14 protein-coding genes are annotated in these 13817 nt (G+C 71.4%); 5 read left to right on the forward strand and 9 right to left on the reverse strand.

From position 1 onward, the window contains the following. Nucleotides 1-332 precede the first annotated feature (332 nt). Both H7827_RS06900 and H7827_RS06905 read right to left on the reverse strand, forming a co-directional pair. Nucleotides 333-1304 (reverse strand): tetratricopeptide repeat protein, encoded by a 972-nt coding sequence (locus tag H7827_RS06900; RefSeq protein ID WP_432743458.1) that lies wholly within the window; start codon nt 1302-1304, stop codon nt 333-335. An 87-nt stretch (nt 1305-1391) separates the two neighbouring features. Next, complete coding sequence (locus H7827_RS06905; protein ID WP_432743460.1) at nt 1392-2381, reverse strand: terpene synthase family protein; 990 nt, start codon at nt 2379-2381, stop codon at nt 1392-1394. Between the two features lie 223 nt (nt 2382-2604). Between H7827_RS06905 and H7827_RS06910 the strand changes: the two genes are divergently transcribed. Together H7827_RS06910 and H7827_RS06915 are read left to right on the forward strand one after the other, a co-directional pair. Continuing rightward, nucleotides 2605-3360 carry a squalene/phytoene synthase family protein gene (locus tag H7827_RS06910; RefSeq protein WP_386534511.1) on the forward strand — a complete coding sequence of 252 codons (756 nt, stop codon included), beginning with the start codon at nt 2605-2607 and terminating at the stop codon, nt 3358-3360. A 105-nt stretch (nt 3361-3465) separates the two neighbouring features. Next, a complete protein-coding gene (locus H7827_RS06915) occupies nt 3466-4812 on the forward strand; it encodes a cytochrome P450 (RefSeq protein ID WP_432743463.1) in 1347 nt (448 codons plus the stop codon). Nucleotides 4813-4879: 67 nt separating this feature from the next. Here H7827_RS06915 and H7827_RS06920 read toward each other — a convergent pair whose 3' ends face one another. From H7827_RS06920 to H7827_RS06935, 4 genes are all read right to left on the reverse strand, one after another. Further along, nucleotides 4880-6577, reverse strand: a complete 1698-nt coding sequence (locus tag H7827_RS06920) for an acyl-CoA mutase large subunit family protein (RefSeq protein WP_030733678.1) — start codon at nt 6575-6577, stop codon at nt 4880-4882. 105 nt (nt 6578-6682) lie between these two features. Then, nucleotides 6683-7039: a DUF3817 domain-containing protein gene (locus H7827_RS06925; protein ID WP_432743465.1), complete on the reverse strand. Its 357-nt coding sequence runs from the start codon at nt 7037-7039 to the stop codon at nt 6683-6685. A gap of 76 nt (nt 7040-7115) precedes the next feature. Then, nucleotides 7116-7625, reverse strand: a complete 510-nt coding sequence (locus H7827_RS06930; RefSeq protein ID WP_262833921.1) for a MarR family winged helix-turn-helix transcriptional regulator — start codon at nt 7623-7625, stop codon at nt 7116-7118. A gap of 224 nt (nt 7626-7849) precedes the next feature. Further along, nucleotides 7850-8194: a DUF3817 domain-containing protein gene (locus H7827_RS06935; RefSeq protein WP_432743468.1), complete on the reverse strand. Its 345-nt coding sequence runs from the start codon at nt 8192-8194 to the stop codon at nt 7850-7852. Between the two features lie 77 nt (nt 8195-8271). Between H7827_RS06935 and H7827_RS06940 the strand changes: the two genes are divergently transcribed. After that, a complete protein-coding gene (locus tag H7827_RS06940) occupies nt 8272-8751 on the forward strand; it encodes a MarR family winged helix-turn-helix transcriptional regulator (protein WP_386534498.1) in 480 nt (159 codons plus the stop codon). 28 nt (nt 8752-8779) lie between these two features. On the opposite strand, the gene H7827_RS06945 is transcribed toward H7827_RS06940, so the two are convergent. Further along, nucleotides 8780-10270 (reverse strand): ATP-binding protein, encoded by a 1491-nt coding sequence (locus H7827_RS06945; RefSeq protein ID WP_432743470.1) that lies wholly within the window; start codon nt 10268-10270, stop codon nt 8780-8782. After that, entirely contained in the window at nt 10263-10940 is a 678-nt protein-coding gene (locus H7827_RS06950; protein WP_432743472.1) for a response regulator transcription factor, read from the reverse strand. Before H7827_RS06950 ends, H7827_RS06945 begins: the two co-directional genes overlap by 8 nt. A gap of 126 nt (nt 10941-11066) precedes the next feature. Here H7827_RS06950 and H7827_RS06955 point away from each other — a divergent pair, with 126 nt between their 5' ends. Continuing rightward, nucleotides 11067-11732 (forward strand): PepSY domain-containing protein, encoded by a 666-nt coding sequence (locus tag H7827_RS06955; RefSeq protein ID WP_432743474.1) that lies wholly within the window; start codon nt 11067-11069, stop codon nt 11730-11732. Between the two features lie 63 nt (nt 11733-11795). On the opposite strand, the gene H7827_RS06960 is transcribed toward H7827_RS06955, so the two are convergent. Beyond that, nucleotides 11796-12680 carry a nitroreductase/quinone reductase family protein gene (locus tag H7827_RS06960; RefSeq protein WP_432743476.1) on the reverse strand — a complete coding sequence of 295 codons (885 nt, stop codon included), beginning with the start codon at nt 12678-12680 and terminating at the stop codon, nt 11796-11798. Nucleotides 12681-13098: 418 nt separating this feature from the next. Between H7827_RS06960 and H7827_RS06965 the strand changes: the two genes are divergently transcribed. Continuing rightward, nucleotides 13099-13755, forward strand: coding sequence for a hypothetical protein (locus H7827_RS06965; protein ID WP_432743478.1), 657 nt, complete (start codon nt 13099-13101; stop codon nt 13753-13755). Nucleotides 13756-13817: the final 62 nt, after the last annotated feature.

Genomic DNA, 13817 nt, shown 5'->3' on the forward strand with positions numbered 1-13817 from the left:
CCCGGGAACCAGGACCCGCCGTCGTGACGGCGGGTACCCCCCTGATTCCCGGTCCGGCGCATGGCTCCACCGGTCTGGCCGATCGTGGTGCATCTCACGGAAAGGCACAAGGGGCTGGTTACCAGCCGGTAAATGCCTTATCGCACAGGGTTGTTGATGATCCTCCCCGTTGCACGGAGAGTGAGTCCCCCAACTGCGCCCGCAAGGCCCCGAACTGGACATCAACCCCTTCAAACCGTGATGCACGCCACAGAATGTAGCGGCGGCCGCGAATGCCAAGTTTTGGCAAAACACGACCGCCGCTACCGCTAAGCAGATGACCAGACTATGACTCAGAAGAGCACGCGCGCCAGCGCCCCCCGCGCCGCCGTGACCCGAGGATCGTCCGGGCCGACCACCTCGAAGAGTTCGAGAAGACGGACCCGCGCCGCGTCCCGGTCCTCCCCCGCCGTACGCCGCACGGCCTCCACCAGCCGCCCGAAGGCGTCCTCGACATGGCCGCCCACCAGATCCAGATCGGCGGCGGCGAGCTGCGCCGCGACATCGTCCGGCCGGCCGGCCGCCTCCTGCCGCACCCGCTGCGCGTCGGCACCCTGCACCCGGTCCAGCAACCGGGCCTGGCCCAGGCCCAGTCGGGCCTCCTCATTGGCCGGCTCGTCGGCCAGCACATTCTCGTAGGCGCGGATCGCGCCGCCCATGTCCCCGGCGTCCAGGGCGGCGTGCGCCGCCGCGAGCGTCGGGTTGGACGGCGGCTCCGGGGCGGTGGGACGCGGCTCGCCGCTCTCGCCCGGCGTGACCGGCGCGCCCACGATCCCGAACCGCTCCTCGGCGGCCTGGATCAGCTGATCGAGCACCTGCCGGATCTGCTGCTCGGGTGCCGCCCCCTGGAACAGCGGCAGGGCCTGCCCGGCGATCACCGCGAACACGGCGGGGATGCCCTGCACCCCGAACTGCTGGAACAGCATCTGGTTGCTGTCGACATCGATCTTGGCCAGGACGATCCGGCCCGCGTACTCCTCGGTGAGCCGCTCCAGGACCGGGCTGAGCTGCTTGCAGGGCTCGCACCACTCGGCCCAGAAGTCGATGACGACCGGCACCTCGGCGCTGCGCTGCAACACCTCCTGCTCGAAGGTCGCCTCGTCGACATCGATCACCAGCTGGACGCCGGCCGCCGCGCCGCCCTGCCCCTCCGGCTGGGCCGCCCGCTGGGCCCTGGCCTGCTCGGCCTTCTGCTTCGCCTCGGCGGCGGCCTTCACCGCGGAGAGATCGACGGCTCCGCTCATGGACATATTGCGTGGCTGCATGGAACCAGTCTCCCCCCTCCGCGCCCCATGGTGGTACGCGGGCGGGGACGGACGGACACGGAAGGCCGCCCGGCGGGCCCCGGCGGGTCAGCCGGAGGCGCCGGGGCGGGCCGGCGCCTCCGGCCGACCGCGGTCTTGGGACTGCGCCACCGTGTAGCGGTCGGTGCCGGTCGCGTGCCAGTGCAGCCACCCGGCCACCACGGAGGTGAGGGCCGTGGCGCAGCGATTGACGGCGGCGGTTCCGGGCGGCAGCCGGCGCAGGGCCCGCAGCAGATCGGCGGACCGCTCCTCGATGAGGGCGCGTACGGCCCGCCGGGCGGCGTCCCGCCCCAGGCCGCGTTCGTGCTCCAGCACCAGCACCAGATTGGTGACCATGCCACAGGCGACCTCCTTCTCCAGGGAGTACAGGTCGTTGGTCCAGGTGTTGACGTCGATGGCGGCGGCCAGCACCTCCTGGTAGGCGGGTGAGTCGTAGACGTCCGGCGGCAGTTCGGCGTGGTGGCACAGCTCCAGGATGTCGAGGGTGGGGACGAATCCGCTGGTGTCGCGGCGCAGTACCCGGTACTCCTCCAGGGTGGGCGGGACCCCGGCGTTCCTCAGTTCGATCTCGCGGCGTACGGCGGCCAGCGCGTCGCTCATGTGTCCGGCGAACCGGTGCTGCCAGTGGGGGGAGGCGAGGGCCCGCAGCCGGGTGACCAGGTCGGCCAGGGCGAGGATCAGCGGCGGGGAGGCGGGGGGCGGATCGCCGCCGGCCAGCACGGAGCGTACGGCGCCGGTGGTCGCCGACCAGGCGCGGTCGGTGCCGCCCGAGCCCTCCTCGTACTGATCGTCGAGGAAGAAGGTCCAGGTCATCCAGCAGGCGGCCAGTTCGGCGCGGGGCGCGGCGGCGTCCGGCAGCATCACGGCGGCGAGGGCGGCCGGGCCGCCGCGGGCCAGGGCGCGGGCCTGCTCCTCGCCCCGGATCAGCGCGAACCGCTCGGCCCACTGCCGGGCGGCCTCCGCCATCCGCCGTGCGTGGGGGTGGCGGCGGGCCGTGAAGGGCAGCGGGGCCGGTGGGACGAGGTGGGCGGATGCCACGGCGGGCCGCTCCTGTCTGGTGGCGGACGGGACCCTTACGCCTTTCCGCCCGGACTCCCTTGCGCAAACCACTCCGGAGAGTGAAGCGGCGGCTTCCCCCGAACGGTGGCGGGTCCCCGGAGTTCCGACGCCACCCCCGTGCGCACTCATCACCAGTCGGGCGGTTGCCGCAAGCTGGCGCAGAAGGCGCTAAAGTGCCCATGACTGCGTAGGGAATAGGGCGATGACCGCTGCTTTGCTGGAAGCGCATCGGGCCATCCGGAAGTACAGCACGACCTGGTACGTGCCGGTGACCACGATGCCGGCGGGACTGAACGAAGCACTTTCATCGGCTTATCTGCTCATGCGGGCCATTGACGAGATCGAGGACCATCCCGAACTCCTCCCCAAGGAGAAGGACGTTCTCCTGTGCGGCATCAGCTCCGTCCTCCAAGAGCGCTGCCGCCCCGAAGACTTCAAGGCCGTGCTCGCCGACACCTCGGTGCCGCTGCCCGAAGTCTCCCTGCGCATCGGTGAGTGGGCGGCACTCGCACCGCCCCAGATCGCGCCCCGCATCCGGGAGACCTTCGCGACGATGGCCGAACGGATGGGCGGCTGGGCGCTGCACGGCTGGCACATCCACACCGAACGGGACCTGGACCGCTACACCTACGCGGTGGCCGGCACCCTCGTCCTTCTGCTGAGCGACCTGTGGAGCTGGTACGACGGCACCCGCTCGGACCGCACCCTGGGCGTCGGCTACGGCCGGGCACTCCAGGCCGTCAACATCTACCAGGACAAGGGCGAAGACCTGGGCCGGGGCGTGGACTTCTGGCCGGACGGCTGGGACGCGGCCCGGCTGCGCGGGTACGCCATGCGGGAGTTGCACCGGGCCGATCGCTATCTGGCCCAACTGCCCGCGCACGGGCCAGCGTACCGTTTCTGCTCACGGCCGCTGGCGGCGGCCTGGCGGACGATCCGGGCCGGGCCGGGGCCCTGACGTGCGACAGGGGCGCGACCCCGGCCATACGCGCCCTCCGCAATGCTCCTGTGCGCGGGGGGAGAAGGGGTGTGGACACCGATCCGGTGGAGCAGGGGTGCATCCGTGACAGTTGTAGCCTCTCTCCCCCTCGCCCCGGGCGCCCTGCCGCTGCTCGGGCACGCCGTGCCGCTGGTACGCCGTCCGCTGGACTTCGTCTCCTCGCTGCCCGAGCACGGCGGCCTGGTCCGGATCCGGATGGGTACCCGCTCGGTGGTCATGGTGTGCGACCCCCAGCTCACCCGGCAGGTCCTGCTGAACGACAGCATCTTCGACAAGGGGGGCCCGCTGTTCGAGCGGGGCCGTGAGGTGGCGGGCAACAGCCTGCTGAGCTGCCCGCACGACATGCACCGCCGCCAGCGCCGGCTGTGCCAGCCGGCCTTCCACACGGACCGGTTCCCCGGCTACAACGTGGCGTTCGCCGATCTCGCCGAGAACCTGGCCAAGTCCTGGCAGGACCGGCAGATCGTGGACGTCACCGAGGCGCTGACCCGGCTGACGGCCGAGGTCGCGGTGGAGACGATGTTCGCCCGCTCGCTGCCGGCGTCCATCGCCTCCCAGATCCTGGACGACTTCATCATCCTGAGCGAGGGCATCTTCCGGCGGGCCGTCACCCCGTCCACGCTCAACCGGCTGCCGGTGCCCGCCAACCGACGCTACCGGCGGGCGCTGGCCCGGCTGAAGAGCACGGTCTTCGAGATCATCGCCGCCCGCCGCTCGGCCACCACCGACCACGGCGATCTGCTGTCCTCCCTCGCCAACGCCGTGGACCCCGACAGCAAGGGCGGGCGCTACTCGCTGTCGGACGAGGAACTCGTCGACCAGGTGATCATCTTCCTGTACGCGGGCTCCGACACCACCGCCGCCGCCGTCGCCTGGGCGCTGCATCTGCTCGCCCAGCGCACCGACCTGGACATCCTGCTGTACGAGGAGGCCCGCAAGGCGCTGCGCGACACCCCGCTGGTGCTGGTGGACCCCAACAGCCTGGAGATGGCCAACCGGGTGCTCGCGGAGAGCCTGCGGATGTACCCGCCGGCCTGGCTGACCACCCGCACCGTGGCCAGCGACACCGAGCTGGGCGGGGTGGTGCTGCCGGCCGGGACGATCGTCGGGTACAGCCCGTACCTGGTGCACCGGCTGCCCGACCTCTACAAGGAGCCGGACACCTTCGACCCGGACCGCTGGCTGTCGCCGCCCGCCGACCGCAGCGCGTACATCCCGTTCGGGGCGGGCGCCCGCAAGTGCATCGGGGACCGCTTCGGGATGGCGCAGGCCGCGCTCATCCTCACCGCGATCATCTCGCGCTGGCGGCTGATCCCGGCCGGCGGGCGCCCGGTGCGGGCCGCCGCCAAGGTGACGCTCATGCCGAAGGGCCTGCACATGCGGGTCCTGGCCCGCGAACGCCCGTACTGAGCCGCGGCACCGTGCGGAGCGGCGGGCTCCGCACGGCGGGCGGCCCCGCCGGCCGGGACCGGCCGCCTCAGAAGCCGGGCGGCTCGGTGTAGATGCCCCACTCGTCCTTGAGCACGCCGCAGATCTCCCCCAGCGTGGCCTCGGCGCGCACGGCGTTCAGCATGGGCTCGATCATGTTGTCCTCGGTGCGCGCCACCCGCACCAGCTCCGCCAGGGCCGCGCGGACCGCGGCGTCGTCCCGGGCGGCGCGGCGGGCGCCCAGCACCCGTACCTGCTCGTGCTCCACCTCGTGGCTGACCCGCAGGATCTCCAGCTCGCCGGTGACCGATCCGGTGTGGCAGTTGACGCCGACGATCCGTTTGTCGTTCTTCTCCAGGGCGCGCTGGTACTGGAACGCCGCCTCCGCGATGTGCCCGGTGAACCAGCCGTCCTCGATGCCGCGCAGCAGCCCCGAGGTCATCGGCCCGATGGGGTGCTCGGCGCGCCCGGCGCCCAGCTCCCTGATCTGCTCGAAGATCTTCTCGGCGTCCGCCTCGATCCGGTCGGTGAGCTGCTCCACGTACCAGGAGCCGCCCAGCGGGTCGGCGACGTTGGTGATGCCGGTCTCCTCCATGAGGACCTGCTGGGTGCGCAGCGCGATCTCGGCGGCGCGCTCGCTGGGCAGCGCGAGGGTCTCGTCCAGGGCGTTGGTGTGCAGCGAGTTGGTGCCGCCCAGGACGGCGGAGAGCGCCTCGACGGCGGTGCGCACGACGTTGTTGTACGGCTGCTGGGCGGTGAGGGAGACCCCGGCGGTCTGGGTGTGGAAGCGCAGCCACAGCGCCTTCTCGCTGGTGGCGCCGTACACCTCGCGCATCCAGCGGGCCCAGATGCGGCGGGCGGCGCGGAACTTGGCGATCTCCTCGAAGAAGTCGAGGTGGGCGTCGAAGAAGAAGGAGAGCCCGGAGGAGAAGGTGTTGATGTCCAGGCCGCGGCTGAGGCCCAGTTCGACGTAGCCGAAGCCGTCGGCCAGGGTGTACGCCAGCTCCTGCGCCGCCGTGGCCCCGGCCTCGCGGATGTGGTAGCCGGAGACGGACAGCGGCTTGTAGGCGGGGATGGTGCGGGTGCAGTGCTCCATCAGGTCGCCGATCAGCCGCAGGTGCGGCTCGGGCTGGAACAGCCACTCCTTCTGGGCGATGTACTCCTTGAAGATGTCGGTCTGGAGGGTGCCGTTGAGGACGGCCGGGTCCACGCCCTGGCGCTCGGCGGCCACGATGTACATGCAGAAGATCGGGACGGCCGGACCGGAGATGGTCATGGAGGTGGTGACCTCACCGAGCGGGATGTCCCGGAAGAGGATCTCCATGTCGGCGGCGGAGTCGATGGCCACCCCGCAGTGGCCGACCTCGCCGAGCGAGCGCGGGTCGTCGGAGTCGCGGCCCATGAGGGTGGGCATGTCGAAGGCCACCGAGAGCCCGCCGCCGCCGGCGGCCAGGATCATGCGGTAGCGCTCGTTGGTCTGCTCGGCGTTGCCGAAGCCGGCGAACTGCCGGATGGTCCAGGTGCGGCCCCGGTACCCGGTGGGGTGCAGGCCCCGGGTGTACGGGTACTCGCCGGGCCAGCCGATCCGCTCGAACCCCTCGTAGACGTCACCCGGACGGGGGCCGTAGACGGGGTCCACGGGGTCGCCGGAGAGGGTGGTGAAGTCGGCGTCCCGCTTGCGCGCGGCGTCGTACCGGTCCTGCCAGCGACGGCGGCCGGCGGCGATGGCATCGGCGTGGGTACCCATGACGCCAATTTACTAGGACGTCCAAGTATATGTCGAGCGAAGTGCGCCGGTGCGCGGGGCTCGGGCACCGGCGCGGACTGCCGCGCCTCCCCTGGGGGCGGGAGGTCAGACCTTGCTGAGCGAGGTGGGCGCGTCCTGCGCGTCCTCGTCCTCGTCCACCGCGATCAGCGGCCTGACCTCGGCGACCACCTTCGGCTCCACGAAGAACGCGGCGAACGGAATGCTCCCGGACACCAGGATCCACAGCAGCTTCCCGAACGGCCAGCGGGCCTTCTGCCCCAGGTCGAAGGCGAACACCAGATAGATCATGTACAGCAGGCCGTGAGCCTGGGAGACCACGAAGGTGATGTCCTCGCCCTTGCCGAATCCGTACTTGAAGACCATGCAGGTGCTCAGCACCAGCAGCATCACAGCGGTGACATAAGCCATGACCCGGTAGCGGGTCAGCACGCTCTGCTTCATGCGGCGCAGCCTATCGGGTCATACCGGGCGCCCCGCACCCGCCCTCCGCACCCGTGCCGGCCCCAACCCCGTGCGGCTACTCGGCGGCGAAGTCCCCGGAGGCGACGCGCAGCGGGCGCAGCATCGCGAAGATCTCCCCGCACTCCTCGGCGTCGTACGCGCCCAGGCCGAAGTCCATCGCCATGAGCTCCTCGGTCGCCGCGTCGCACACCTCACGCCCCTTGTCGGTGATCGAGGCGAGGGTGCCGCGTCCGTCGTTGGGGTTGGGGCGCTTGGTGACCAGACCCGAGCGCACCAGCCGGTCGACGGTGTTGGTGACCGAGGTCGGGTGGACCATCAGCCGCTCACCGATCTTGGACATGGGCAGTTCCCCGGCCTTGCTGAAGGTCAGCAGGACGAGGGCCTCGTAACGGGCGAAGGTGAGGCCGTACGGCTTGACGACGGCGTCGACCTCGGCGAGCAGGATCTGCTGGGCGCGCATGATCGAGGTGATCGCGGTCATGGCGGGTGCGGCGCCCCATCGGCGCTTCCACAGTTCGTCGGCGCGGGCGATGGGATCGAACGGAAGGCTGAGCGGCTTCGGCACAGCAAGACCCTACCCGCTGGTCACATCCGGCACCGGGGCGTCTCAGTCCTCGGCCGTCCGGCCGGCCCGGAGAGGGGGAGATGCCGGATGAGGGGGAGCGACCGCTGCCGGGTGCGGTCAACCGGTCGCTCCACAAGGCGATGCGCGGCTATCTCGCCCGGCGCTGACACGCGCCGTACCGGGGGCGCCGGGCGGGGTCCTTCGAACGGGCGAAATCGGGCCCGTCAGGCGTTGACGACGCCCTCGCGGCGGGCGCGCAGCGCGATCAGCGCGTTCTCCTCGGTCCGGCGCAGGCTGCGCTCGGCGAAGAACCCGCCCAGCGGGATCACCGACATCAGGAAGTACCAGGCGGCGGTCTTCATCGGCCACTTCGCCCGGTTCCAGGCATCCGCCCAGAACAGGAGATATGCCACGAAAAGGAAGCCGTGCACCGCGCCCATGACGGGTACGGCGTTGAAGTCGGTCGTGCGCTTCAGTACGGAGCACACGAGAAGCACCAGGAAGGAGATCGCCTCTGGGGCGGACACCAGCCGGAGCCGTCGCAGGGCGGAGACGGTCTTGAGGTCCATGACGGAATTCTCGCAGCCGCCCTGACGATCATTCCGGGCGGGGGCGAGGTCGGGCGACGCGGCTATTCTTCGAGCTTATGGACTCCGACACCGGCACCCGCTGGCTGACCGAGGGGGAACAGCGCGTGTGGCGCGCCCACCTGGACGTCAGCAAGCTGCTCATGTACCAGCTGGAACGCGACCTCCAGCCGTTCGGCCTCACCATGAACGACTACGAGATCCTCGTGAACCTGTCCGAGTCCGAGGAACGCCGGATGCGGATGAGCGATCTCGCGGCGGCCACGCTCCAGTCCAAGAGCCGGCTCTCGCACCAGATCACCCGGATGGAAAAAGCCCAGCTGGTGCGCAGGGAACACTGCGACTCGGACAAACGCGGCCTGTTCGCGGTGCTGACCGACCAGGGCTGGAACACCATGCGCACGGTCGCCCCGCACCACGTGGAATCGGTGCGCCGGCACTTCGTCGATCTGCTGCCGCAGGGGTCACTGGACGAGCTGTACGAGGCGCTCGCCCCCGTCGCGCGGCACCTGCACGCGCAGCGCGGCGGCCGGGCCTGACGGCGGCGCGCGGCCGGGCCCGCGCGCCTCAGCCCGCCGCCGGCGGGGCGGCCGGGTCGGCCGGCGCGGACGGCGGCGGCACCGGCAGCGTCAGCCGGAACAGGGCGCCGCCCTCGGGGGCGTCCGACACGGTCAGCGTGCCGTGGTGCCGCACCGCCACGTCGCGGGCGATGGCCAGGCCCAGCCCGGCGCCCCCCGCGTCCCGGCTGCGCGCGTCATCGAGCCGGACGAACCGTTCGAAGATCCGCTCCCGCTGCCCGGCCGGCACCCCCGCGCCGTCGTCGGCGACCTCCAGGACGGCCGCGGCCCCGCCCTCGGGACGCAGCGACACCCGTACCGTTCCCACCGCGTGCCGCACCGCGTTGTCGATGAGGTTGCCGACCACCCGGCTCAGCTGCCCCCGCGACCCCTCCACCGTGACCTCGGCCAGCTCCGTACGCGCGGTCACGCCCGCCGCCGCCAGCAGCGCCGCGCGCTGCGCCAGCTCCTCCCGGGCCAGGTCAGCGAGATCCACCCGCCGTCCCGCCGCCGGCTGCTCCCCCGCGTCCAGCCGGGCCAGCAGCAGCAGATCGGCGGCCAGGTCCTGGAGCCGTACGGTGTCCTGCACCGCGCCGCCCAGATCCAGCAGATCGGGGTGTGCCTGGCCGACCTCCAGCTGGGTGCGCAAGGAGGCGATCGGGCTGCGCAGTTCGTGCGAGGCGTCCGCGACGAACCGCCGCTGCCGTTCCACCGACGCCTCCAGCGCGGCGAGCGTCTCATTGGTGGTGACGGCCAGCCGCCCCACCTCGTCCCGGGCGGACGGCTCGGGCACCCGGCGCGAGAGGTCGGTGGAGTGGGTGATGGCAGCCATCTCCCGGCGGATGCCCTCCACCGGGCGCAGCGCGCGCCGTGTCATCAGCCAGGTGATGGCGGCGACCACCGCCAGCAGCACGGGGACGCCGACGAACATGGAGGTACGGACACTGTCCAGCGCCGCCTGTTCCACCTCGGCGGGGGCGCCCGCGTAGACGGTGGTCTCGGTGCCGTCGGGGGTGGTGACGTCCACGACGGCGAAACGGTACGGGCCCGCCGCGCCGTCCACGGTGGCGTTGCCGTCGGCGTAGTCGATGTCCTCGTCCACCTCGCCGGGGCCCAGCCGGTTCCCGTCGTCATCGTCATCGTCGTCATCATCGTCGTCGTCGTCGAAGCCGGGGGGCCTGGCCGGGGGCTCCTCCCGCACGGTGACCTGATCGCTGCCCGTACCGCTGATGGCCTGGAGGCCCTCGCTGGCCGCCAGCAGCCGGTCCTCGTCGGCGTCCAGCACCTGTACGGGGCGGCTGCGGTCCAGGTCGAGGTCGTCGAACGCGGTGCCGGTGGCGAGCTGGCCGGCCACGTCGCGGGCGGTGACCTCGGCCTGGAGGTCGACCTGCTCGACCAGGTTCCCGCGCAGCGCCACCAGCATCAGCAGCCCGGCGGCGATCAGCGCGACGGCGACCACGGCGGTGGCGCCGGTGGCGGCCTTCGCCCGGACGCTAGCCACGGTGGTCCGCCGGGGCTAGCCGGTACCCGGCGCCGCGCACGGTGTGGATCAGGCCGGGCCCCAGCTTGCGGCGCAGCGCGCTGATGTAGACCTCCACGATGTTGGGGTCGCCGTCGTAGGCGAAGTCCCAGCCGTGTTCCAGGATCTGCGCCTTGGAGACCACCTCGCCGGCCCGCGAGGCGAGATGCTCCAGTACGGCGAACTCCTTCGCGGTCAGCGTCACCTCCACCCCGGCCCTGGCCACCTGCCGCTTCACCCGGTCCACGACCAGCTCTCCCACCCGCAGGGCCGGCGTGGCACCGCCGGTGGAGCCGCGCCGGCGCAGCAGGGCGCGGACCCGGGCCACCAGGACGACGTAGGAGAACGGCTTGGTGAGGTAGTCGTCGGCCCCGGTGTCCAGGCCCTCCGCCTCGTCGTACTCGCCGTCCTTGGCGGTCAGCATGAGGATCGGCGTCTCGTCGCCGGCGGCGCGCAGGGCGGCGCAGACCCGGTAGCCGTTCATGCCGGGCAGCATGATGTCGAGAATGATCAGGTCGTACTCGCCCTCGGTGGCGCGGTGCAGCCCGTCGGTGCCGGTGTGCACGACATCGACGGCGAAGCCCTCGGCCTTGAGTCCCTGGGCGAGGGAGCGGGCGAGCCGCGTCTCGTCCTCCACAATCAGCAGGCGCATGGGGTCAGCTTCGCAAATCGTTCCTGAAGAAGGCTTCAGGTGGCTTCAGCTCCGCTTCAGCAAGTGTGCGCGAGAGTACGGAACGTCAACGCGACACCGCGAAGTCACTGGATCGGGGAGAACCTCATGAAGCGCAACACCATCATCGCCGTGGCCGCCGCCGGGGCCGTCATCGCGGGCGGCACGATCGGCGGGGTCGCCCTGGCCTCCGGCTCCTCGGAGAAGGATCAGGGTACGCAGGCCGCCGCCCTCGCCCCGGCGGGGCAGAGCGAGTCGCAGGTCGCGGTGCGGGACGACGACGGCGACGACCGCGACGACCGCGACGACCGCGACGAGGACCGTACGGAGGCGGACGCCCCCGCCGCGCCGTCCACCGCCTACACCCAGGTGACCGCGCTGGCGCTGACCGAGGTGCCCGGCTTCGTCACCGACCTGGACCGCGACCGGCGCGACGACGGCACGGTGGTGTGGGAGGTGGACATCTTCGGCGACGACGGCCGCTGGTACGACGTGGACATCGACGAGGACGCGACCCAGGTGCTGCGGGCCAAGCTGGACGACGACGATGACGACGACGACCAGCAGGTGATCCCGGACGCGGGCATCGACATCGTCGAGGCCATCCTCATCGCCGAGGAGCACACCGGCGCCCACTTCAACGAGGTGGACCTGGACGACGACGGCCGGCACTGGGAGGTCGAGCTGCGCGGCGACGGCTTCGAGCACGAGGTGAAGGTCTCCGTCGCGACGGGCGAGGTCACGCAGTACGAGAAGGACCAGGACGACGACTGACCCCGGGAACCGGGAACCGGAGCGGCGGGGTGCGGTGCACCGTACCCCGCCGCTCCTTGCGCGCTATCCGGCGGCGACCGGCGGGAACGGCACCGCGGCGAGCGCGGGCAGCAACGTGGCCTCCTCGTGGTCGAGGTGGGCGGTCAGCTCGTCCGTCATCCGCTCCAGCGCCCCCCGGAACCCGGCGGGGTCGGCGTCGCCGATCCCGTTCAGCAGGTCCAGCAGTTCCGACTGGATCCGGGCGACGGTCACATGCTCGGCCCGCAGCAGGTCCAGGGTCTCGCGCAGTTCTGGATGGCTGCGCTCCAGCGCCGGGAAGGCGCCGTGTTCCTCGCTCATGTGGTGGAACTCCAGCGATGCGCAGAAGGCCAGACAGTGCTGCCGGATCTGCATCCCCAGACCGGGTACGGGACGTGTCCCCCGCTCGGCGAAGTACGCGTCGGCCTCGGCGCGCACCGCCCGCAGCTGAGCCCGCAGCCAGGTGTGGACCTCCAGCAGCTTGTCGGCGAGATGCACGACCTCGGCCGGCCCCTCCCCCGCCTCCGGACCGCTCCGCTGGAGCACGACGACCGGGAGCGTGCGGGAGGTCTGCCGCTGGTAGTCGGCGTAGCCGGGGGCCACCCGGACCACCTCGGCGAAGAGCCGGTCGCGCCGGTCGCCCTCGGCGGGTACCGCGATGGCGTAGTAGTCGTCCGCGCCGACCTCCACCCGGACCATGGGGTGGGCGAGGAGGTTGTGGTACCAGGCGGGGTGCCGGTCGGCCCCGGCGGCGGAGCCGACGACCAGCAGATCGTCGCCGTGCCGTACGTAGCCGAGCGGAGTGGTGTGCTCCTGCCCGGACTTGGCGCCGGTGGTGGTCAGCAGCAGCAGATCGCCGCCCTCGAAGGGCCCGCCGACCTTGCCACCGTTGGCGCGGAACTCGTCGATGACGGATTGGTTGAAGGACATGGGTGTGGTGTCTCCCGGGGATACGCATGCGTCCGTGAACCGCCCACGGCAGGGCGGGCGGCACGGTGAGATGAAGAAAGAGGGCGCGTCGGAGCGCGCGACGGTGATGCGAAGAGAACTGCGCGTGGGAGCGAGGCTGAATCAGCCGCTCAGGACGCTCAGATGACCCGGGGCGCGGAGTGAGTACTCATGGCGGAAGCCCTTCGACTACGGTGCTCGCCCGGCTGCCGGCCTGCCCACTGCTCTCTGGCCGGCGCCACGTGGCACGCCGACCATGCAACATGGCCCCTCGCGCCGCTGTCAAGACGGATCTCCCCCGCTCAGAGGCCCGGTGCCGAACGGGGGGGAATCGATCGCCGTCACGAGGGAACCGCCGGCGCACGACTGCGGGAGAAGCTGCTCGCCTACGCTGGAGCCTGTGCAGAAGTCCTGGGCTGTGTCGCGCGACTCCGATGCACTGGTGGCGGCGTTCCCCTCCCGGCTCGCCACAGACGTGCGCGGCGCGCTCTCCGTCATGCCGGTCTCCGAGTTCTCACCGCTTGAGCCCTTCCCTGTTGATGTGCGGGGCGAGAAGGTCGTCATTCCTTCCCGGATCTTCTCCGACGAGCCACACGCCGGGGCGGTGGGGCACCTCTCCGGGACGGAACAGTTGATCCTGCGTTGCCTCTACTCCCGGCACGGTGACGGCAGAATTCGTCAGCGGCATCTCGAACGGATCCTGGAGTCGGACGAACCCTGGGTGGCGCCGTTCGTCGTGCGGCTGGCCGGTGAGTACGTCGTCGAGATCCTGGAGGCGATCCATCGGGGGCTCCCCGGCCTCGATGTCCCAGGGTCCTCCCAGCGTCGGCTGTACGGGGAGTTCATCTCCCGCAATCCGTCGTTCTTCGCCCGGACGGAACGGCGCGTGGTGAGCTACTGGTCCTGCTACTACCGCTGGAAGTACCCGGTGTTCGGCACGTATCCGGGGAGCGCTCTGGTCGCAGCGTTCCGGAGCGCGGCAGCGGAACAGGGCGGCGTGCTGGAGCCGCGGCACACTCCGCGCCCACTGTCTGCCCGCGACCCGCTCGGCCGATAGAGGTTCGGGGCCTGCCACCTGCCGGTTACTCACGTGCGCGGTGAAACGGTTCCGGCGCTCCA

Source organism: Streptomyces sp. JH002 (genome assembly GCF_050916115.1).
GTDB lineage: Bacteria > Actinomycetota > Actinomycetes > Streptomycetales > Streptomycetaceae > Streptomyces > Streptomyces xiamenensis.